This is a genomic window from Phocaeicola vulgatus ATCC 8482, from assembly GCF_000012825.1.
Lineage (GTDB): Bacteria > Bacteroidota > Bacteroidia > Bacteroidales > Bacteroidaceae > Phocaeicola > Phocaeicola vulgatus.
The window spans coordinates 4,317,031-4,339,439 of record NC_009614.1 but is presented as its reverse complement, the minus strand read 5'-3'; the positions used below and the strand labels follow the sequence as shown (position 1 = coordinate 4,339,439).

Here is a 22,409-nt window from a genome sequence, read left to right as displayed (position 1 = left end):
ACGATAATGATAAGGCAATTCCCATGCCAAAAGAATATTTATTCTGATTATCAGTTAATTGTCATTTTTTTATTATGTAAAAAATGGAAATAATCCTCATATAGTGTGGTCTGATGTAGAATGTTTCCACACTTATAAAAATAGGCAGGAATTCTGCCTATTTTGTGCGTAAAACCAAAATCTGTTGCACATTAACTTCTGTTACAAGTTCTTTTTTATTTTGTATGACAAGATAAAGGCTATTATAACAAGAGGCTGTCAAGTCATTTTTTTAAGACAGCCCTTGTATTTTATCTGATAGTGGGCATGAATACAATGTTAATAGTTATATCCTTTGTCGCTGTAAATGAATATGAACCGGCTGATGTCTGGGAGTATTCCCCAAGATCGTCCAAAGCCTGCCATCTGGTAGTAAAGAAACCTCTCAGATAGTTATATCTCCAGCGGTCACCTTCTCCCGGCACGGCATAATCCGCACCATCCGCATATATTGTTACCCGGTCTCCATATGAGAACTCACGGGTTTGCTGACCGGAACTCAGACCGGTAGCAGAAAAGCCAATTCTGAAATCACCGTGCGTATACAAGGAGAAAGAATTGTTACTCCACATGCCAGTCTGTATAGTCACCTTTATAGGATTGTCCGCTTTGAAATCGTATACGAATCTGCTTCCATCAGGATAACGGCTGTAATCATTGTACGTAAATAAATATTGACCATATTGTCCGGAGGGTATCCCGTTGCCATTCACATACCATTCATCCTCTCCATATTTCCAACCGGATTCCGGCTCTGGAGATATCAGGTAACCACCTCGTTCCAAGTTTTCATCATCCGGTGAAAGATTCAATACTATTTCTGAAGCAGATGGCAGCAATGTGGTTTCACTACGTTCATCAAAGACATCCAGTTTGCCTCTTCCTGTCCGGATGGAGAAATAGAACGTTTTACCGGCTTTTGAAAAGTTCGCCTGCAAAGTACTGTTCGGACTGTCAGAATGTAATATTAGATTTCTGAAATGTCATCATTGGATGATTTTACATTTCTAACAAATTCCATCCCCCTGATAAAATTCTCCGTGAGATTCTTTTTTTCCTCTATTTCCTGTTCCATCCTTTTTATGGATGTCCGGAAGAAAAAATCTATCAGAAATTCATCTGTACGCTCTTTTTTGATATATTTTAAGGCGGTGATATATTCCTCTCTTTGCGAACCGGGGATTATCAGCAGCGGCTGTTCTTTTTTGAGCAATATAAAATTGGACATCAGACGTCCCAGACGACCGTTTCCGTCCCGGAAGGGATGCAGATATTCATAAAACCCATGAAATCTTGCCGCGATGATCATCGGATGGATCTTCCCGGAGTCCAGGACCTGCTGGGTGCTTTGCAACAGGCGGGGAACCTGCTTTATCAGCTGCTCATGGTCCCCAAATATCGTATCACCGGCACACATGTCCACTGTTGTATATTCTCCCGGGTTGGACGGTATTTCATCGTATTGGGTCTTGTAAGAGAGGGTATGTTCCGTCAGCAGCCGGTGGGTTTCCTTCAGGAGTTCCTCGGTCAGCGGCCTGTCCAAATTCTTCAGAAGATATTCATAAGCCTGGAAATGATCCAGGATTTCAAATGCCTCCAGCAAGGTCTTGCCTTTGGGGATCATGCCCAGCCCTTTTTCTTTCAAGGTGCGGGTCTCGTCCACTGAAAAACTGTTCCCCTCTATAGCACAGCTATGCGCCGAGAATAGAATTTCATTGTATTCTATAAAATCTTTCCTGCTCAGCTTCTCAGATACAAGTTCCTTGTACCGGTTCACTAAAATATCATATCGGGAAATCAACTTGTCCTCCATATCAGTACCATTTTTTGCAAAGATACTAAATCTGACCAATATAACCCTGCATTCTATATGTAATTCCTTGATAAAAGTGTGATATCATTACTTTCCCCGCCCTACTGGTAGAACAATGGTGGAAAATAAAAAAACATAACAAAATTCAAGATAAAACACCGGAACGGAGCGATTGCAAGACCGTCTGTCCGTACTTTTTCTCCTTCAAAAGGGTGGAGAAAACATTTTCTACCGGAATTCTACCCAAATACCGGATGTTCCAGGAACACTATGGACACAACCCTCTTATTTGTCTTGTTTTTTCAGCCATGTAATAAACAAGCCGGAACCCTTCAGAAAAAGGTATTCCAGCTTGTTCACATTGCACATACCGGCTGTCATTATCATAAACCGCACTATTCCAAACATCAATACTAACAGCCAGATTTATTACAAGGAGAGTAAAGAAGAGTTTGAAATCTTTCTATGTGGCTCTTCTGTAAACCAATACATTGACTGTTATGTCCTATTTTTCTTTAAGAGGAATAGTTCCTGCCATCGTCTTTTACCAACTTTTGGGAATCACATAAAGATAATTGAACGCTTCATCCATTTTTGCAGACTCGGAACCCGGATAGTTCCGGTTGAACAGGTATTCTGTGTCACACCGCAAAAGCTTCCACTCACTGCTTCCTTCTGGCTGATAATACAAATGGGCTATTGGAGTGCAATAACCAACATTATCATGAATGCGCCATGGTTCTTTTCTCTGGACCGGAAACTTGCAGGACACTATTCCTTTCCAAAAACGTACTCCTGCCGCTATGTCAACAGTACAGCTTCCCAGCTCATCACGCCATTCTTCATCATTGAGGCTGTCATTTTTATCCGCTTTGGCACTCGGTCTGTAGGAATTGGATTCCAGTTTAAACTCCCTCTCCCATACAACCTTTATAGTCCCTTTCATGGCTTTCCTGCTTTTGTTTGAAAGCGTATAGACTATATTGAACCAGTCATTATCAGGAACAGGATATGCCAGAAACGTATTGCATTTCTGGTTCTCCAATGTTATCATACGAAGTGCCGGCATATCAGTGGCCGGTCTCACCTCATACATCCATTCCCCGTCATTGGAATTCTGATCGTATCCGTAAGGCTTGAACCAGGCTGACTCCCCGTTCTTTTTGAACAGCACTGCCAGCCGGTATGTCCCCGGCACGGCCTGCACATAACAATACTTGCAGTATCCGTCCCATGCACCGTTTCCGCATTTGATATCAAACGGCTGGTACTGTTCCACAATCCTGTCCCCATCCATCAGCACGAACCGTGCCTGTCCGGCGAAGTCTTCCCCACCTCCACGGTTTCTATACCGCAAAAAGAATCCCCAGACCTTACCCTCACCGGTATAGGTGTCATAGCCATATCCCGTATAATTCGGCCGTATATAAATCCTGTCCGTCCCGCAATCCCTCATGACAATCCGGTCGGTCTTTCCGAAAGTGCTCCAATACTCCTCATCCATCGGCACATGGTCCACGTCCACCTCACAGTTATAACCGGATTTCATATTCAGAGTGTAAGTATAGATCATGCCGGGATTCCACACATGGGTAGGCGGCAGGGCATAGGTGAAATCCCTCCCGTCCACATGTACATTGACAGTGATACCCTCAGCCGTACCCACAGGCATCAGGATTGCCTCCACATATACCGGAGAGGCATCGTCCAGTGTGTAGTTCCCTCCGGCCTTATATTCTCCGGGCTGTCCTGTCGGAAGGAGCTTTCCGGACGTGACATCCATGGACGCAGACAGCCTTACACCTCCAAAAGTGACCGCATCCACCATCCCGTCACCTGTATAATCATTCTTTTTTATCAGGATCCTGACCAGGGAGAGAGCATGCTTCATCACAAGGACCGCGCTCGGCTTCTCAACGCTTACTCCTCCTTCTCCATACATATAATCCTCCTGTGTCGTGATGTCCACAGGTATGGCGGTCATGTCCGTATATTGTACATTATAAGGATAATAGGCGGACACTTTCTGCTCAGCCGTCATCTCCACCTGTTTTTCGGCTTTCCACCGCCTGCCGTCAAAAGTGAAGGGTATGTTCACATCCCCTGCAGCTGTCACTCCCAGGCAATGCCCCTCCTTCCAGTTCTCCACCACGGCCCTCTGTTCCTGCATGTTCTCGATGATAGGGGCGATGCCGAGGTACACCTTTCCCGTATCCGGCTCTTCCGGGTTTCCGGGATTTTCCGGCTCCATTACGGGAGGAACCGGGTCCGGCAGTGGTTCCTCATCCCGGCAGGAACATGTCATGCACGCCATGACCGCCATCAACAAATATCCGAATGTCTTCATTTTCTTCAATTTTATGTTCTTTATTCTTTCTCCACTCTCTCGAAGAATTCCCGTATAGCCTGTGCTATGACCTGCTTCTCCTTCATTCCAGCGTCTACAGCGTATTTCTTCACCTTGCGGTGCAGTTCCAACGGATACTCCAGTGAGGTTCTGGCCAGTGCTTCCCCTTTCTTCCCCTCCTTCGGAGTGGAATGTGTGGGACGGTTTGGTGTTCCGCCCTGCAGAATCTCGTCAATTCCAATAAATTTTCCCATATTCTTTATTTACTTTTATTTGTTGTCAACCATATTCAATCTGGACAGGATCTCCCGGGTAAGGGACCGGTAGTCCGCCGCTCCATTGCTGTTCCTGCTGTAAGATACGACATCCGTCTTTCTGCTCATGGACTCTGCCACCCTGATGGAACGGCTGATGACCGTGGAAAAGACCGTTTCCCCGTACTGTTTCCGCATCGCTTCCAATATCTCCGCATGCAATGTAGTCCTTCTGTCATACTGTGTCACCAGCATGCCGAGCAGGTTCAGTCCCCTGTTGATCTTCCTCTGTATTACAGCAACCGTATCCAGGATGGAAACCAGACCATATAAAGAAGCCACTTCCGGCTGCACCGGTATAATCAGATCGGTGGCGGCCACAAGCGCGTTGACCGTGATCAGTCCGACAGCCGGCGGGCAGTCAAGAAGCACAAAATCGTACCCTCCATCCGTTTTGGCAGCCAGTTCTTTAAGGAAGTTTTCCCTCCCGTATTCGTTCTGCAGAAGATACTCCGCATCCGCCATTTTCCTGCATGACGGGCACAGGGATATATTCTCCTGCAACCGTATCCATGGAAGCCGCGTTTCCTTGCCATCCACCGCACCCTGCAAGGCCGAGAAAACCGTTTCTTCCGGATCTGTCACCCCCAAAGCCGAGGTCAGAGTGGCTTGCGGATCCAAATCAGCAAGAAGGACCTTGTATCCTTTTCGTGCCAGTTCGAACCCCACATTGGTAGTGGTAGTAGTCTTGCCAACTCCACCCTTCTGATTATGGACTGCTATAATTTTCACCATATCTATTTGTTTTTTAGTGTGTTACGAAGTTAAGGAAAATAATTCTCTTTTCCAATATTTTGATGTTTTAATGCTTTAATATTTATATATTTTAACACTAAAATATTTTGATACCATGATCTCCCATAACGAAGGAACTTTCATTTCTTTTTTCAAAGGAAGACGGATCATACCGGAAGCCGCGGAAGGCTCTATAATGAACTTCATCCCAGGCCTCCTTTCACACAAAGCCGCAATGCCACCATGAACCAGGCCAGACAAATCAGAGCGGGAACCTGTGATACGAAAGATGCGCATATTAATGCAGAGAAAACAAAGGAGGCATGGCCAAGCAGCAGGACCTGGCGGTTGGATACGCCCTCTTCGAGTACAGAAGAAAAGAATTGGTTTTTACGGTTCAGCCATAATTGAATAGCTGAAGATTTGCTAGCGACATTTATGTCGGGAGCAAAAATAGAAACTGTTTGTTTCATGACTGTGATTATTTGGCGTTTACTAGACAGAAAAAACGGCTGCCATTTCCCGTGTCGCCAAACAATCACAGATTTTCGCCCGAGAGCTAAAATTGTAATGGGAAAAGCAGCCGCAGTTGTTCACAATAAGTTGTGACTTCTACAATTTCTTATATATCATTTTGCTATTGTAAGCAAAAGATAGTGTGCTGGGTATAAAAGGCCCATTGTATTTCTTTGAACTTTGAGCATTAACCGAAGCTCGCGGCACGAATTCTCCGTGATTATTTGGCACTGCAAATATGGAAATAATATTTGGAACAGCCAAAAAAACTACAGAAAAATGACAAAGAGTATAAAAACGTTATACTGGGCCGCCCTTACATTTGTTCCGTCAATTATAAAAAATACACAATGGAAGAAATGGAATTGATACACAAAGTGGAAAACGGGGAATTGGACATGCTTGGTTATGTCATGCTCAACCCGGAATTGAAGGAACCGTTTTCGGACTATGCCCGGGGCAATGGCATCACCTGTCCCACAGCAGCGGATGCGGTGCGTTTTTTGAAGGAATACGAGGAAAGGCTTTATCAGGAACTGCTGCCATGAACGGGAAGGTACTGGAAAGATATGCGGAACTGATGATTGACAAGATCAGGCAGATGTCCGCCGGTGAATGGCAGAAGCCCTGGTTCACCCCCCGTGCCGGCCTGCCACAGAACATATCAGGGCGTCCGTACAACAGCATGAACCGTCTTATGCTCTACATGGAGATGGACAGGATGGGATACACCCTCCCGGTATTCATGACCTTCCGTCAGCTGAAGGATGAGAACCTGATGGTCACAAAAGGATCGCACGCCCTTCCCGTGACTTTTTACGATATCACCGTGAAGCATAAGACGACGGGAGAAAAAATCAGCTTCGATGATTACAAAAGCCTCCCGGAACTTCAGAAGCAGGAATATAAGGTGACTCCCTTCATGAAACATTTCTATGTATTCAACATAGACCAGACGGATTTCAAGGAAAAATATCCGGAGCGGTATGAGGGCATGAGGGTCAGATTCTCCGGTCCTGCCGTAGCGGACAACGTAAAAGGAAATAGGAACCCCTGGCTGGATAAAATGATAAAGGAACAGAAATGGCTCTGTCCCATAGAACTGAAGGTGCAGGACAGAGCATATTACAGCCCGTCCAAAGACAGGATCGTTCTTCCGGCTCCGGGACAATTCAAGGATATGGAATCATTCCAGATGACCGCCCTTCACGAAATGGCCTACTCCACCGGGCATTCCTCACGACTGGACCGCGGCCTGCATCACCCGTTCGGAACGTGCGGATATGCCCGGGAGGAAATCATCGCCGAATTCACAGCTGCCGTCACAGGCAGGGATCTGGGAATAGCCGTAACTCCGAGAAAGGAGAACGCACAGTATCTGAAAAGCTGGCTGTCAAATTTGAAGGAGGACCCCGGCTATGTCATGAGTGTGTTACGGGAGGCCGGCAAGGCATCCGCCATGATAGAGGAAAGTATGGAAAAACAGCACACCCTGGCAGACACATCCGCCAGGGAAGAGGACATATCCCCACTTCCCATAAAAGAATATAATGAAAGTGCCATTCATAATACTTTATGAATGGCACTTTTTTATTGTTTTCCGGCAAGACAAAACCGTTATATCTTCATTCCCCTGCTTTTCCTTTGCGGCTGTATAGGTCGGTGTATGCTCTGCCGTAGCTTATCGAATTTGCTCTTTGAACCACTCGACAATAGGCTTTCCGGTTGATGGCAAGAACCAATCTCGTCCCGTTCGTCGGTTCTTTCACCACTTGAAACCCTGTCTTTTCGGTCGTGAATTTCCGCTTATGTTCCTCCGAATAGAGTTCTCTTGCATACTCCAACAGCTTTCCCTTGACGAACGTTGCGGTCTGCCTTTCATCGAATCCCACAAGGCAGCAAAGGTTTTCGATACGGAGCATTTCACGGAAATAAAGAATTTACATCCACTTCTGCGTCTTCCATCCCAAGCACCCTCTCGATATCTTTCAGTATTCTGGTATAATTGTCAGATATTTCCTTCTCCGTCCTGAACGCGACTACCGGCAGCGGTTCCTCCTCCAGTTCGAACAGCCTGAACTTCTTTCTGAAATGCCCTTTGATATTGGAACGGTTTCCCATTCCGATAAATTCCCCCGGTTCCAATGAAGCGAAGTCCTTCGATTCATATATCTCTTCCTTCTGTGTGCTGATGGTCACGCTGGAATTACGGCCGCCACCGCTGCTGCCGGAACTGGTGGACTTCTTCTCCTTCTCGTATTTCCCGAAAAAGAGAGGGTAATATTTCAATGCCTCCACATCCTGTGTGCGGCCCAGGAAGATATTTCCGAAATTCGCCTCAATGGACGACCTGTCCAGTTTGCTGTACAGTTTCTCCAGCTTGGCTCCGGACTGGGTGAGCAGCAGGAACGCCGCCCCGTACTCGCGCAGGACGGAAGGCAGCTTCTCGAAGTCACGCACCTTGAAGGTGGTCATCTCGTCCAGGATAAATACAAAGGGGACCCTGTTCTCCATGGAAAACGAGCGCGAGGCGATACTCATTACCATGGCGATGACGGGGGATATCACCGACTCCGTTGCATAGTTGTTGCTGATTGCAAAAAGTTTCGGATGTTCAGGATCAATCAGATTGAAGTCGAAGTCATTCCCTGTCAGCACATAGCATATGTTCTCATTGGTGGCCAGCTTCGCCACATAGTTGCTGAGAGTGGACACATAGGAGGCCTGTGTTTTCTCACTGCCTTCCGCCTTGAGGTACGCCCCCGCCATCATGGCGCTGATATCGTTCAGCTTCAGGAATTCCTGAAGCTGTCCCGTATCGGCCTTTATCACGAAGTTGACGATATGCGGCAGCGTGCAACATTCCGGGAACTCGTCCCAAAGCCTGTACGCCACGCCGTTCAGGATGCCAAGCGCGCCCGTATACCATTCGTCCTGTTTGGATGTGGGCGGCATCAACGCGCCCAGTACGTCCTCCATCAGCTGCATGAGCATCGTCCTGTCCTTTATATTCCTCCTGTCCAGCGGATTGAAGCGGTAAGTCCGGTTCATGTCCGTGAAATTTACATAATAGAACTCATGGGGGTATCCGTGTTTCCTGATCAGGTTGTATGCAGTCCGGGTATAGTCAAAATCCTTGAAGTCATAGATGAAACCGGCGAATCCGGACCTGATGTACTGTTCCATCAGCGGTTTGCCTATGGATTTGGTCTTGCCGGAACCGGCTCCTCCATAGACAAGGAAATTGGAGAACCAGTAATAATATCTGATAATTGTCCCGTCCGTAGCGTGAAGGGAGAGCAGGGCTTTTCTGCCCTTTCCGCTTTCTGTCCCTCCTTTGAAAGAAAGACGAAGAAGTACGGAAACGACACCCGGAAGCAGGAACCACCACCCGTCCGGGATAGTGGCATGTGCGACAGCTGTTTCTGCAAGTACCAACAGCAGGAACAGGACATGTGACATCCGGGATTTTCCCGGAAACAGACAGCTGGCAATGCCGCCGCCAAAAAGCAGGGCTGCCAGTCTCATAATAAACATATGATCCATATTCATAAATTGATTTAGATTTTTCCAGTAAGCGCATCCTTTACCAGTCTTTTAGCTTCCGCTATGAGAGCCTGTTTCGGATTCACCATGAAACGGAACATCCGGTAAGACACATCCAGCATCTTCCTCTCGTTTCTGAATTCTTTCTGCAGGATGGCGGATTTGGCCATGCTCATCGCCTCGTTCTTTCCCGGAACATAATGGTAGGTGTGTTCCCTGCCGTCCTCGTAATACTTGTGTGTGGCCTTGTAACCATACATACTGATGAACCGGTCCGCACACCGGGATTTCCACTCCATGTGTTCGAAACCCACCATGACTTTCTTACCGTTTAGTTCATTAAATGAACCTTTGCTTCTTGCTAATGGTGAAAGTCTTACTGTTTGTGTCACATCGTTCCGTGACACGATGATATGTACATGAAGCTGTAGCCCGGGCTTCCTGTCCCCTGACTTTGCCTGTCCCTCCTTCACTTCCTCATCACTGTTCCTGTAGTGGCGTTCCGTTTCCACCCTTCCAAAATAAACAAGATCCTTTCCTGATTTTATCTTCTCCCTGCGAAAATTCTCCGCATACAGGTCCATACAGTTCCGGGAGTAATTCTTCAACTCATGAATGACTTTTTCCTGTTCCTCCACGGTGAGCTGTTCAAATTCCGTCACCTGCTTTCCTGTAACCTTCCGGATCAGATGAGCCGCTTCATCCTGTGAGGGATTGATGGACAGCATATAGAATTTATCATCTCCTTTCATCAGCTTCTTATGGTTGTTGTCAATCTTTTGTATGACCGTCACCGGTGGTACATAATCCTCCTCATGGGAGAAGAAAGTGTCATAATAAGGTTTGTCTTCAAGACTTTCCTTCAACAGATATTCCACCAGTGCCCGGCACCTATCCTTGTTGTCGCATACACAGGGCGTGTTGACCGGTTTATGTACCTTTACAAACATTCCACCTGGATTTAGTTCTGATAATAATCATAAGGTTCCTATTGAAATTTATTGAATACAGATTCATGTATGATACTGCATTTTTTTCAACTCACCGCCTGTCGTCCTCTGTTCCTTCATGGTGACAGCCCGAACTTCATAATCCCCTTTCAGATAATTCGCCGGACTATATGGACACTTCATTCTGTAAAGGATTGCTGGAAATATGGTAGAATATGCCATTCTTTTTTTGATTGTTGCCAGCCTTCCGCATAAACCACATTGGCGCCATATAATATTTTCTTGTGAAAAAAAAATATCATACTTTCTCTGTTCAAACTGTATTTCCACTTCGGATGAGTCGGTACAGGACGGGCCATTACCTGTTTTATGAGCATATTTCCTTTACTTTATATAACAACATTTCCAGATAAACCGGTGCGACAAAATAATCTGTTCCTTTTTCCGCCTTCTTGAAGTTCTTCTGGTCGAAAGCGTTTTCCAGCAGCCTGACAACCTGTCCCAATTTGTTTCTACCCTACCACGTCAGGAGCACTTGCTTTTTTCAAGCGTTCCACTTCCGCTTTCAGTTGGGTGACCTGTTTGTCTGCCTGTTTCAGCAGATCATCACTGTGCGATTCCGATGCAGGAAGCAGCTTGTCAATCTTATCTTTTTCTATGGCACGGATGATTTTGATGATCCGTTCGATTCCCTGAAGTTCCAGTGTCTTGAACTTCCCATTGATTGATGTTCGGGGATCCACCCCGTTCCGCTCAAAGTAGGACAGCATTGTCTCAATGAATTCACTGGCCGACACGCTTCCTTTCATTTCGTCCAGATACTGTTTCACATCTGCGGTTAACCGAATTGTCGTATTGATTTTTTTTTCCAAAGCAGTCATATTTTTTATATGGTTTCCGCAAATGTAAGTGGGAAGCAGTATAACGTTTTTATACTCAGACCATATTTTTTTTGTAAATATTACATCTACATTGTAAAGCTCTGATTTACAATATAATAATTTTACATTGTAAATATTGTGTTTACAATATAAAAGTCTGTAAAATAGATACTTACCTAGTTAAAATTTACTAAATATAAATATTCTATTTACAAAAAATCCGGTAATCAATTGATAATCAAGGCTCTGCGTGATTTAGTTCATGGCTTTGCCTGAACCCTGCTTGCTCTTCCTTATTATTTTTTCGATGAAAAAATGGAATTTCTCGGGCAGAGCCCTTTCCCAAGAAAAGAGAAAAGACCATGCGGAATGAAATGAATATAAAAAATATGTGACAGAAAAACGGATATATATTATGTCCATACAGGAACAAACTGCAAGGTTATATGGCAGATACGGATGTGCGCCGGATTTCAGGTCTTGAAAGACACGGAGAAATCCGGAAAGGCACTGGCATTGCCATTTTGTAAGAGATTCCTTCGGAAGCTATCGGCAAGTGGTCGGTGGACAAACCAGAAGACAATACGGCAGACTTTATCAAACCGATTCTGAAAATCAAGAAAAGTACAATATCTGTTTCTGCATAATCTTCCCGAAAAGAAGAAAATGAACAATACCTGACAGTCAATACTTATGGGTTGCCGATAGAAATGCGCATGAACATTCCTGTCCATGAACGAATAAAAATATAGGTAATCTGAAAATGATGGCGGAGAACCGGACATGCCTGGTAGCGTCAAGAAGGAACAAAAAGAAGCGGCAGGATTATTTTGAATCGTCCTCTTTTTCCACGAATCCGATAGGTATACATTCTAAATTGCCGTGTCACTTTTTTTTAATATCCATTCAATATATATATCCATCCAATACTTAATGTCAATACATTAAAGTGTTTTAATATTAAAACATTAAAATATCAAAATGTTGAAATATTAAAACTTTAGTCATAAATACCTGTACATGAAGTCATGCAGGTGTTGTTTTATGATATTTATTGACCCATACATGTTATATTATCATCAAAAATATCAGACACCTAATTCTGTAACCCACACTTAATCTTATGTGGAAAATCAATGGATATTCTTTTTTTCAAAGGAATGCTGACGGTTCAATTTAAAAACATTTTAATATCAGAATATTTTAATTTTAAAATATCAAACAATTTTAAAATTAAAATATTGCAACATTAAAATATTAATACGGACAGGTATGGAGTTGTAATCCGTATCTTTGCCCCATGTCCTTTTAGAAAAAGGAAATATGCCATCATGCCTCCTAAAAATGTCTATATTTGCGTTTCAATAATATAAATGATATGGACAGAACTAAGGACGCATGCAGACACCAATCAAACAACAGAGTCATCATGTGGTACAAAATAAGAGAATTATATTCAAAAGGATTTAACAAAAGTCAGATTGCGTTCCAGCTTGGTCTGCATAGAAGTACGGTGCGCCGGTACTTGAAAATGGATGAGGATACATTGACTGCAAAATTGCAGCATCGCAGGCGATATCCCCGCATACTTGACAAATACGAACGTTATGTCTGTGACGTTCTTTCCCGGTACAGGTTCCTGTCCGCCTCCCAGATTCATGACTGGATGAAGGAACAGTATCCTGATCTTCCTGTCGTCTGCGGGAAAACCGTATACAATTTTGTGGAAACTGTACGTCGTAAGTATAATCTGGACAAGGAGGGTCTTTCCAAACGTGTTTATGAGAAAATGCCGGATACCCCTTACGGGGAATATGCCCAGATGGATTTCGGAGAAAGCCGTATGCCCACATACAGGGACAACTTTGTCAAAGTTTATTTTTTTGTCATGGTGATGAGCCGTTCCAGGCAGAAGTTCGTGTATTTTTCCTGTACGCCTTTCACATCAGCCCTAGCCGTATATGCCCATGAACTGGCTTTCGCATATTTCGGAGGGAAGCCAAGAAGGATAATCTATGACCAGGACAAAGTCCTGCTGGTCAGAGAAAACCTGGGTGACCTCATATTGACAAGAACATTCCGTGCCTTTGTCAACGAGCAGCATTTCCAGCCCGTGTTCTGCCGTCCTGCTGATCCGGAAAGCAAGGGAAAAGTGGAAAATGTGGTCAAATATGTCAAGCGTAACTTTCTTGCCGGACGGGCATTTAACAGCCTGGAAGTCCTTAACACCGAGGTCCTGCAATGGCTGGAAAAAACAGGAAACGGCAAGATACATGGAACCACACGCCTGGTTCCGGCTGAGGAATTTGAGATTGAACGGAAATATCTGTTGCCATACTATGGAGAACCGGTGCCCCCTAAAGACGAGCCGAAAGAGTATCATGTCCGCAAGGACAATACGGTACGGTACCGGACCAACTACTACAGTGTGCCCTCCGGCACCTATAAAAATCGGAACACCGTTGTATGGCTTCTTGAGAATAACGGACATATCGAGCTGTACGACAAAGAGAGCGGTAAACTCATATGCAGGCATGAGTTGTGTCCCGGAAAAGGGAAAAATGTATGTGACAAAAGACATCATAAGGACAAGACACGGAGTGTGAATGACTTGCAGGTCCGGATCCGAAAGCGGACGGAAGATGACCCCACCGTTATTCTGTGGCTCCGGAATCTGGAAAGGGAAAAGCCGCGTTATTACAGAGACAATATGAAACTGCTGCTTCATGTGATATCCGAATACGGCAAAGAAACAGTGATAGCAGCCCTGCGGACCTGTCTGGAAAAAAACATATACAACAGTCTTTCCGTGCAGGAAATATCCGGCTCAATCCACAGGAGTAAGGACAATATGAACGGGATGACTTTCCAAGCTCCGACATCCATTCCGGAAACAGCGGACTGTCATCCTGAAAAAACAGATATAAACCAATATAACAAGTTTTTTGAATGATACAAAGTGAAAAATTGAAAGAACACGCCAAACGTCTGCGGCTTTACAACATTGCAAACCGCATGGACAGCATTCTGCATCATGCACAGGAAGAAAAACCGACCTACCCGGAATTCCTGTCCCTGGTATTAGGCACCGAAGTTGAGATGAAAGAGAGGAAAGACTACGAGAGACGCCTTGTTGCGGCACGTCTGCCCCGAAAACATGATCTTGACGAATACGACTACAATTTTTATGAAGGCATAGACCGCCGGCAGATGAAGGAGCTTCGTGAACTGGTATGGCTCCGTGAAGCTTATAACCTGATCCTGATGGGACCATCAGGGACTGGAAAAACATTTCTGGCAGCCGGTCTTGTCTTTGATGCGGTCAAGGCCGGTTACAAGGCATACCTGATGACAATGGAGGATATCGTAAATTGTCTCAGACTTAAAGACATCTCAACTCCGGCCATGATGACTTATAATAAGATTCTGCGCGCACAGCTGCTGGCAATAGATGATATCATGCTGTTTCCTGTGAAAAGAGAGGAAGCAACTGCCTTCTTCAACCTGATAAACACCCTACATGAGAAGACATCCATCATCATTACAACCAACAAGGCACCTACAGAATGGGTAGAAACATTGAATGATGAAATCCTTGCCAGCGCTCTGCTTGACAGGCTGCTTTATCGATGTGAAGTCATCAAGTTCACCGGCAGTAGCTATCGGTTAGAAAACAGGCAAACGATTTTCAAGACTACAACAGGAACGAGAAACGAACTTATGAAGCCTTAGTTACTGGTGTATTCTGTGGCATATTTAACTTTTCTAAAAAAAGGCACAAGAAAATTTGCAAATTACAAGTGGTTTGTGGGGCTTGAGGTGCGGGAACAAAATCACCGTGATTCCTCAATACCGGGAAGTATTTGATCTTTGTGCGGACCGGGCTGCCGTCCGTTTTGAGGACGGCCGGACAGGAGTGGTGGATGATTCCGGAACTCCCCTGATGGTGACAGACCGCTGCCGGAGATTGAGATTCCTGAAGGGAGAACTTCTTTCTGTCACCAAAGAGGATGGGAGTGACTGTTATACCGATTTGAAGACAAACAGAACTTATCAGGAGAGGCCGGTGGTTTTTTCATACGGCGGCATAGAGTTGCTGCGGGTGGGGGAGACTTTCCATAGCCGCACGCGGAAGGCGTATACCTCTATGCATGGTTTGCACAAAGACAGTCTTTGTTTTTATGGTTTCTACTTGAAGATACCGGATTACCGTGCTCCGAAGTCTTGCCGGCTAGTTGATCCTGTGTGGTCTGCTATATTTGATGTCTTCGCCTGCGTGCTGGAAGGGGATGATGAAGAGGTGTACTGGTGTTGTGGTTGTTTGGCGGATCGGAGCATCGTGGTGATGGACGGGGAAGGAAACTATTATCATGTGGAGAAAGGAAAGGGGAAGCGGTATATAGCTTGTAATGTTCCTAAGGCGGGCGAGGCGGATTTTGCCTCCGTGGTGGAAGGTCTGAGGAAGGAAGCCGGGCGGCGTGCGGAGAGCGTACAGCGGGAACGGCAACAGAATGAGGAAGAGAAAAGGCGGAAGAGGCTGGAGGAAATAAAAGATGTCCTTCCTTTCCGGATGGGGATGAAGTGGGGGCTGAAATGGGGAGATCGTATCGTAGTGCCTCCCTGTTACCGGAATATCTGTGTTCCCGTAGGCGGTTATTGTGCTTTTGAAGGGAATGCCTGCCAATGGGGGGTGATGGCACTGGATGGAAAAGTGGTGGTGGAGGCCAGATATCAGAAGGTGGAGATAGAAAAGGATGGAACGGTGCATCTGACCATCATCCCGGGTAAGGTAAAGACCATCAACCTTTGAAGGGCCTTGAAGAGAACAGAAAATGAAACGGAACAATGATCCGGAAGTAAGATAATATATTGAAAAAAAGAGAAGCTGTCTCAAACTTGAATTACAAGATGAGACAGCTTCTTTTTTATTGTTTCATTTCACGCAACGCTTTACATAATTGATCCGGGCAGGAGGTGGAGCGGTTTCCGCATTTTACACCTTCCAGTTTCTGTAAGACCTCTTCCACTTTCATTCCTTTCACCAATCGGCTGATACCTTGTAAGTTTCCATTGCATCCGCCCCAAAAGAAAACTTGTTGAATAACGTCATCTTCTACTTCCACTTCGATGTGGCTGCTGCAAGTGCCCTGCGTCTTATAGGTTATTTTCATTTTATTCTTCCTCTTCAGATGCAGGTTTCATGTTTGTATAAACGGTCTGAACATCATCAAATTCTTCCAGACGCTCTACCATCTTGTCTAGAGTTTCACGTTGTTCAGGAGTCACATCTTTTAAGTCATTGGGAATATATGTGAAATCACCACCCACTTCTTCGAAACCACATTCTTCCAAGTGTTTCTGAATTGCTGCGTAGCTCTTCGGATCACCATAGATGGTGATAGTTCCTTCTTCTTCATCTTCGTCGAACTCATCCTCTACATTATAGTCAATCAAATCCAGGATCAGTTCTTCCATATCCATTCCTTCTTTCTTCTTGAAAGTAAATACACATTTATGGTCGAACAAGAAAGCTAAGGAACCGGTAGTACCCAAGTTTCCACCGAATTTGTTGAATACTGAACGCACATCTGCTACGGTACGGGTAGTGTTGTCTGTCAATGTATCAACAAATACAGCTACTCCGTGAGGACCATATCCTTCGTAAGTCATACCTTTGTAGTCACTGGTATCTTTACCCATTGCATTCTTAATGGCGCGTTCAATGTTATCCTTCGGCATGTTTTCACGCTTACAAGTAGCGATCACACCACGTAGGGTCGGGTTATTTTCGGGTTCCGGACCACCTGCTTTTACAGCTATAGCGATTTGTTTACCCAGTCTTGTAAATGTTTTGGCCATGTGGCCCCATCTTTTCAGCTTTGTAGCTTTTCTATATTCAAATGCTCTTCCCATTGGATTGTAGTTTTATAATGGTTATTTTTATTATTATCTTAGTTTTGCACCTAGTTTGTTTTCCAGGTTAGCAATCAGTTTGGACATGATCTTGTCAATCTGTTTGTCGTTCAGTGTTGCGCTTTCATCCTGTAACAAGAAGCTCACTGCATAACTTTTTTTACCCGGTTCCAGATTCTTGCCTTCATAAACATCAAACAATTCTACTTCTTTCAGCAGTTTCTTTTCAGTCTCATAGGCTATTTTTTCGATTTCTGCAAACTGTATGTTCTTGTCAATCAACAAAGCCAAGTCACGTTTCACAGCCGGGAACTTGGAAAGTTCTTTAAAGTTGACTTTAGCCGACTTGATGGCTTTCATCAGTTCTTTCCAGTTGATTTCTGCATAATATACCTCATTGTCTATATCGAATGCTTTTTGAATCTTCTTGCTGATGATGCCGAAGGTGGCCAATAACTTGCCGCCACGTGTGTGTACGCTGATGGCTGTTGAATAGATATCGTTGGTCAGGTTGCCGAATACCACGTTGCCGAAATTCAATCCCAAACGGGTAAAGATGTTCAGCACATATGCTTTTAATTCGTAAACACTGCTGTTTTCATCGGGATGGGCCCATGAATTGCTGACGCGTTTGCCGGTTACCCACAATCCTAAATGATATTCTTCAGCATAAGCCGCAAGCACTTTTTCCGGGTTTTTCTTTTCTGCGTTATAAAAATAGCAGTTACCGAATTCAAAGAATTTCAAATCGGCGTTCTTACGATTGGCATTGTGCTGGATACTTTCCAAACCACCGAATAACAAAGTTTGACGCATCACGTTCAAATCGTTACTCAATGGGTTCATCAAGTAAACCAAATTTTCGTTCTTGTATGTTTCCGACCCTTCGTAATAGGAAGCGGCGGTCAGTGAATTGTTCAGTATTTCATTGAAACCACAACCTACCAGTTGCTCTGAAATCAGATTTTGTAATTTCTGGGAGTAATCCACTTCACCTTTGGTGGTCAGGCTGGATTTCAAGGTAGTAGGAATCTCCACATTATTATATCCGTAGATACGGAGAATGTCTTCTACTACATCGCAATCACGTTGCACATCCACACGATAGGGGGGAACTTGTAAAGTCAAGCCTTCGGGTGTTTCGTTCACAATCTTCATTTCAAGACTGGTGACAATGCTCTTTATGGTTTCCACCGGTATGGTTTTTCCTATCAGTGAGTGGACTTTCTCATAATTCAGCTCTACTGTAAAATCGGCTATCGGGGCAGGGTAGTTGTCTTTAATTTCAGAAGAAATAGTACCTCCTGCCAGTTCTTGAACCAGTAAAGCCGCTTCTTTCAATGCATAAATAGTTCCGTTGGGGTCAATACCACGTTCGAAACGGAAAGAAGAGTCTGTACTCAATCCATGGCGACGGGCTGTTTTACGTACCCAAGTCGGGTTGAAATAAGCGCTTTCCAAAAATACATCTACTGTCTGCTCGGTTGTTCCCGAATCCAGACCACCGAATACGCCGGCAATGCACATCGGTTCTTCAGTGTTGCATATCATCAGGTCCTTGTCGGATAATTTGCGTTCCACTTCGTCCAAAGTAACGAATGTAGTACCTTCGGCAACAGTCTTCACTACAATCTTACCACCTTTAATCTTATCTGCATCAAAACAGTGCAGGGGCTGGCCGTATGCGTGAAGGATGTAGTTGGTGATATCCACGATATTATTGATAGGACGTACTCCAATCAGGCGTAATTTGTTTTGCAGCCATTCGGGACTCTCTTTTACAGTTACCCCTTTTATGGAAACTCCGGCATAACGCGGACATGCTTCTGTATTCTCTACTTCAATGGCGATGTCCATATCATGGTTATCCACTTTAAACGCTTCTACAGACGGACGTTTTAAAGTGGCTTGTTTGCCGTTTTGAATCAGGTAGGCATACAGATCTCGGGCCACGCCGTAATGTGAGCAGGCGTCCGCACGGTTCGGGGTGATATCCACTTCCAGTACGTATTCGCTTTTGATATTGAAATAATCTTTAGCGGGAGTACCCGGAACAGCATCCGCCGGCAGTACGATGATACCTTCGTGGCTGTTTCCGATACCGATTTCGTCTTCGGCACAGATCATACCCATAGATTCAATTCCGCGGAGCTTTGATTTCTTGATGGTAAAACATTCTTCGCCATCGTATAGCTTGGTGCCCAATGTGGCAACCACCACTTTCTGTCCGGCAGCTACGTTAGCGGCTCCACAGACAATCTGTACCGGTTCGCCTTGTCCCAAATTCACAGTAGTAACATGCATGTGGTCTGAATTGGGATGAGGTTCGCAAGTCAGCACTTCGCCGATGACAATACCTTCCAGACCACCTTTAATTGTTTGGACTTCTTCTACGCCTCCGGTTTCCAAACCGATGGAAGTCAGCGCTTCGGCCACTTCATCCGGTGTCAAATCGAAGTTGACGTATTCTTTCAGCCAATTATAAGAGATATTCATATATGATATTTTTTATGTATTTCCAAATGACCTGCAAATTTAGTAATTATTTTCTTTTATCCTGTTATTTATCCATCACAGATTACTCAGATTAACACAGATTTTTCTTTGAGGGAAATAATCCGTGTTAATTCTGTGAGGGATAAATAAATGTCAGAACGGTAAAGGTCCTTCGGGAATAGGGGCTCCGAACGGATTATTGTCGGCAGGTGCGGCATCAGGAGATGGGGGAGGTACACTGTTGCCGCCACCGTTCATTTTGGAACGGATAATACCCGGTGCCTCACCCGGCATAGGCACGATGACATCATCGTCCGGATTCTGGAAGCGGGCGAATTCGCCACGGAAACGCAGCAGTACATCACCTACGGCACCGTTACGGTGCTTGGCGATAATGATTTCTGCCATACCGTGCAAGTCGTTCCCTTTTTCATCCGAGTAGATTTTATAGTATTCCGGGCGGTGGATAAAGCATACCATATCGGCATCCTGCTCAATAGCTCCGGATTCACGGAGGTCACTGAGCTGGGGGCGTTTTCCGTCAATACCCTCACGACTTTCCACACCACGGTTCAGCTGGCTCAGTGCGATGATGGGGATGTTCAGTTCTTTGGCTAACCCCTTCAGTGAACGTGAAATGGTACTGACCTCTTCCTGACGGCTACCGAATGACATTCCGCTGGCATTCATTAACTGAAGGTAGTCAATGATAATGATTTTTACTCCATGCTCGCGTACAAGCCGTCGTGCTTTGGTGCGTAATTCAAAGACGGACAAGGATGGTGTGTCATCCACATACATCGGAGCATCGTATAATTCTTTTATTTTATAATCCAGTTGTCCCCATTCATACGGAGCCAACTGACCACTCTTGATTTTCTCACCCGGAATTTCGCACACGTTGACAATCATACGGTTGACCAACTGTACGTTGGACATTTCAAGAGAGAACAAAGCCACAGGGATTTTCGCATTTACCGCCATGTTCTTTGCCATGGAAAGCACAAAAGCCGTTTTACCCATAGCGGGGCGGGCGGCAATAATCACCAGGTCGGAATTTTGCCAGCCCGAGGTCATTTTGTCCAATGCATGGAAACCGCTTTCCAGACCACTCAGCCCGTCCGTTCGTGCCGCCGCTTTTTGAAGCATCTCATACGCTTCCTGGATGACAGGGTTGATTTGCGTATAATCCTTCTTCATGTTCTGCTGCGAGATTTCGAACAGTTTTCCTTCCGCTTCCTGCATCAGGTCGTCCACGTCTTGGGTTTCGTCGAAAGCCTTTGTCTGGATGTTGCTGGTAAAGGTAATCAGTTCGCGTGCAAGAAACTTCTGCGCGATGATACGTGCGTGATATTCTATGTGTGCGGAAGAGGCTACCTTGCCGCTTAGCTGTGTTATGTAAAAAGGACCGCCTGCATCTTCCAGTTCACCGGTGCTGCGTAATTGTTCGGCCACAGTCAAGATATCGACTGGTTGCTGGCGTAAAGCCAAAGAGGTAATAGCCGAATAAATAAGTTGGTGACGGCGTTCATAAAAAGATTCGGGACGAAGAATCTCACTTACTAATGAGTAAGCATCTTTTTCTATCATTAAGGCTCCCAATACAGCTTCCTCCAGCTCAGGTGCCTGGGGCTGTAAATGTCCGTATTCGTCAACAGGCTTTGCTTTCGAAGTTTTGGGAGTACGTGTCATTTTTCTCGTTTCTGCCATTGTCGTCTGTTTAAAGTAGGGCAAAGATAGAACTTTTTGCTGAGTTGGACACTCGTCCATTCCCAAAAATATAAAAGAAATATGAACCTGAATCTACAGAGAAATGAACAATCTGGACAGTAAATGGTTTTTTTATATGGTAAAATGAAAAGTTTGTTCTATATTTGGCGCTCTGTCCGGATAAAAGATGGCGTGCATCTTTGTAGAACGGGCAACAATCTAACGAAACACACTAAAAATAACTATTTAAAGAACAGAATATGATTACATTTCCTAATGCAAAGATTAATTTGGGACTTAATATTGTAGAAAAGCGCCCGGATGGATACCACAATCTGGAAACCATATTTTATCCGATAAACCTGCAAGACGCTCTGGAAGTGACGCGGCGGGAAAACAATGACAAAGAATACACTTTACACATAAGCGGATCTCCTTTGGAGGGTGAACCCGAAGATAATCTGGTAGTACAAGCCTACAAGTTATTAAAAAAAGACTATCCCGGACTGTTGCCGGTAGATATACACATGTACAAGCATATACCGGCGGGTGCCGGACTGGGTGGCGGATCATCAGATGCCGCTTGTATGATAAAGCTTCTGAATGATAAATTTTCATTGGGACTCAGTACGGAACGGATGGAGGAATATGCGGTAAAACTAGGGGCAGACTGTGCTTTTTTCATTCGGAACAAACCTGTTTTCGCTACCGGAATAGGGAATCTGTTCGAGCCTGTGGAATTGTCATTAAAGGGATACCACATAATTTTGATTAAACCTGATATCTTTGTGTCCACCCGGGATGCGTTTGCCGAAATAAAGCCTGTGCGTCCGGCTGTTTCTTTGAAAGAAATTGTAAAGCAACCTATGGAAACATGGAAAAACAGTATGAAGAATGATTTTGAAGATAGTGTCTTCAAAAAGTTCCCTGAGATTGCTGCTATAAAAGATGAATTGTATGATTTGGGGGCAGTGTATGCCGCCATGAGTGGCTCGGGGTCTTCCGTCTATGGTATTTTCAAAGCACCGATAGAGAATGTGGAAGATAAATTCTGTGGATGCTTTTGCAGACAGAGAGCGTTGGAATAGTGTGGCAGATCAGTGGTTAGTGATTAGTGGACTGCGCTGTCATGCCGCAGGTATTAACCAC

Annotated in this window: 19 protein-coding genes and 2 pseudogenes; 6 read left to right on the top strand and 15 right to left on the bottom strand. The window is 44.8% G+C overall.

The genetic code is table 11. The annotated features are described in order from the left end of the window. Positions 1 to 290 precede the first annotated feature (290 nt). The 6 genes from BVU_RS17510 to BVU_RS17485 all read right to left on the bottom strand — a co-directional run bounded on the left by BVU_RS17510 (position 291) and on the right by BVU_RS17485 (position 5,721). Positions 291 to 977, bottom strand: a complete 687-nt coding sequence (locus tag BVU_RS17510; RefSeq protein WP_105093531.1) for a hypothetical protein — start codon at positions 975 to 977, stop codon at positions 291 to 293. 29 nt (positions 978 to 1,006) lie between these two features. Beyond that, on the bottom strand, positions 1,007 to 1,852 hold the full coding sequence (locus BVU_RS17505) for a Fic family protein (RefSeq protein ID WP_005841739.1): 846 nt from the start codon (positions 1,850 to 1,852) through the stop codon (positions 1,007 to 1,009). A 544-nt stretch (positions 1,853 to 2,396) separates the two neighbouring features. Next, on the bottom strand, positions 2,397 to 4,199 hold the full coding sequence (locus BVU_RS17500) for a fimbrillin family protein (protein ID WP_041174485.1): 1,803 nt from the start codon (positions 4,197 to 4,199) through the stop codon (positions 2,397 to 2,399). A 20-nt stretch (positions 4,200 to 4,219) separates the two neighbouring features. Continuing rightward, on the bottom strand, positions 4,220 to 4,453 hold the full coding sequence (locus tag BVU_RS17495; RefSeq protein WP_005841743.1) for a hypothetical protein: 234 nt from the start codon (positions 4,451 to 4,453) through the stop codon (positions 4,220 to 4,222). A gap of 15 nt (positions 4,454 to 4,468) precedes the next feature. Further along, a complete protein-coding gene (locus BVU_RS17490; protein WP_005841745.1) occupies positions 4,469 to 5,248 on the bottom strand; it encodes a ParA family protein in 780 nt (259 codons plus the stop codon). 203 nt (positions 5,249 to 5,451) lie between these two features. Continuing rightward, on the bottom strand, positions 5,452 to 5,721 hold the full coding sequence (locus BVU_RS17485) for a hypothetical protein (RefSeq protein ID WP_005841749.1): 270 nt from the start codon (positions 5,719 to 5,721) through the stop codon (positions 5,452 to 5,454). Positions 5,722 to 6,114: 393 nt separating this feature from the next. Between BVU_RS17485 and BVU_RS17480 the strand changes: the two genes are divergently transcribed. After that, on the top strand, positions 6,115 to 6,312 hold the full coding sequence (locus BVU_RS17480) for a hypothetical protein (protein ID WP_005841751.1): 198 nt from the start codon (positions 6,115 to 6,117) through the stop codon (positions 6,310 to 6,312). Next, complete coding sequence (locus BVU_RS17475) at positions 6,309 to 7,343, top strand: ArdC family protein (protein WP_012055738.1); 1,035 nt, start codon at positions 6,309 to 6,311, stop codon at positions 7,341 to 7,343. The genes BVU_RS17480 and BVU_RS17475 overlap by 4 nt, the downstream gene beginning before the upstream one ends. A gap of 38 nt (positions 7,344 to 7,381) precedes the next feature. On the opposite strand, the pseudogene BVU_RS17470 reads toward BVU_RS17475, so the two are convergent. The 5 genes and pseudogenes from BVU_RS17470 to BVU_RS17450 all read right to left on the bottom strand — a co-directional run. Next, positions 7,382 to 7,698, bottom strand: a pseudogene (locus BVU_RS17470) (mobilization protein); the annotation flags it as partial. Next, complete coding sequence (locus BVU_RS17465) at positions 7,688 to 9,310, bottom strand: type IV secretory system conjugative DNA transfer family protein (RefSeq protein WP_041174484.1); 1,623 nt, start codon at positions 9,308 to 9,310, stop codon at positions 7,688 to 7,690. The pseudogene BVU_RS17470 and the gene BVU_RS17465, both read right to left, overlap by 11 nt. A 14-nt stretch (positions 9,311 to 9,324) precedes the next feature. After that, positions 9,325 to 10,260: a DUF5712 family protein gene (locus tag BVU_RS17460; protein ID WP_005843693.1), complete on the bottom strand. Its 936-nt coding sequence runs from the start codon at positions 10,258 to 10,260 to the stop codon at positions 9,325 to 9,327. A gap of 367 nt (positions 10,261 to 10,627) precedes the next feature. Next, on the bottom strand, positions 10,628 to 10,765 hold the full coding sequence (locus BVU_RS22900) for a hypothetical protein (RefSeq protein ID WP_241510157.1): 138 nt from the start codon (positions 10,763 to 10,765) through the stop codon (positions 10,628 to 10,630). A 7-nt stretch (positions 10,766 to 10,772) separates the two neighbouring features. Further along, positions 10,773 to 11,141, bottom strand: coding sequence for a BfmA/BtgA family mobilization protein (locus BVU_RS17450; protein ID WP_241510158.1), 369 nt, complete (start codon positions 11,139 to 11,141; stop codon positions 10,773 to 10,775). 1,378 nt (positions 11,142 to 12,519) lie between these two features. Here BVU_RS17450 and istA point away from each other — a divergent pair. The 3 genes and pseudogenes from istA to BVU_RS17435 form a co-directional block, all read left to right on the top strand. Next, on the top strand, positions 12,520 to 14,094 hold the full coding sequence (gene istA, locus BVU_RS17445; RefSeq protein ID WP_012055733.1) for an IS21 family transposase: 1,575 nt from the start codon (positions 12,520 to 12,522) through the stop codon (positions 14,092 to 14,094). Next, positions 14,091 to 14,873, top strand: a complete 783-nt coding sequence (gene istB / locus BVU_RS17440; protein WP_005839930.1) for an IS21-like element helper ATPase IstB — start codon at positions 14,091 to 14,093, stop codon at positions 14,871 to 14,873. The genes istA and istB overlap by 4 nt, the downstream gene beginning before the upstream one ends. Positions 14,874 to 14,940: 67 nt before the next feature. Further along, positions 14,941 to 15,951: pseudogene (locus BVU_RS17435) on the top strand (hypothetical protein); the annotation flags it as partial. Between the two features lie 115 nt (positions 15,952 to 16,066). Here the strand turns inward: BVU_RS17435 and BVU_RS17430 are convergent. The 4 genes from BVU_RS17430 to dnaB all read right to left on the bottom strand — a co-directional run bounded on the left by BVU_RS17430 (position 16,067) and on the right by dnaB (position 21,260). Then, the gene (locus BVU_RS17430; protein WP_005839935.1) at positions 16,067 to 16,312 is read right to left on the bottom strand and encodes a TIGR03905 family TSCPD domain-containing protein; all 246 of its coding nucleotides are present in this window, start codon (positions 16,310 to 16,312) and stop codon (positions 16,067 to 16,069) included. 1 nt (position 16,313) lies between these two features. Beyond that, a complete protein-coding gene (locus BVU_RS17425) occupies positions 16,314 to 17,054 on the bottom strand; it encodes a YebC/PmpR family DNA-binding transcriptional regulator (RefSeq protein ID WP_005839937.1) in 741 nt (246 codons plus the stop codon). A 33-nt stretch (positions 17,055 to 17,087) separates the two neighbouring features. Beyond that, on the bottom strand, positions 17,088 to 19,550 hold the full coding sequence (gene pheT / locus BVU_RS17420; protein ID WP_005852670.1) for a phenylalanine--tRNA ligase subunit beta: 2,463 nt from the start codon (positions 19,548 to 19,550) through the stop codon (positions 17,088 to 17,090). 153 nt (positions 19,551 to 19,703) lie between these two features. Further along, complete coding sequence (dnaB, locus tag BVU_RS17415; protein ID WP_005839941.1) at positions 19,704 to 21,260, bottom strand: replicative DNA helicase; 1,557 nt, start codon at positions 21,258 to 21,260, stop codon at positions 19,704 to 19,706. A 260-nt stretch (positions 21,261 to 21,520) separates the two neighbouring features. On the opposite strand from dnaB, the gene ispE reads away from it, so the two are divergent. Beyond that, positions 21,521 to 22,348 carry a 4-(cytidine 5'-diphospho)-2-C-methyl-D-erythritol kinase gene (gene ispE, locus BVU_RS17410; protein ID WP_012055731.1) on the top strand — a complete coding sequence of 276 codons (828 nt, stop codon included), beginning with the start codon at positions 21,521 to 21,523 and terminating at the stop codon, positions 22,346 to 22,348. The last annotated feature ends 61 nt before the right edge of the window (positions 22,349 to 22,409 follow it).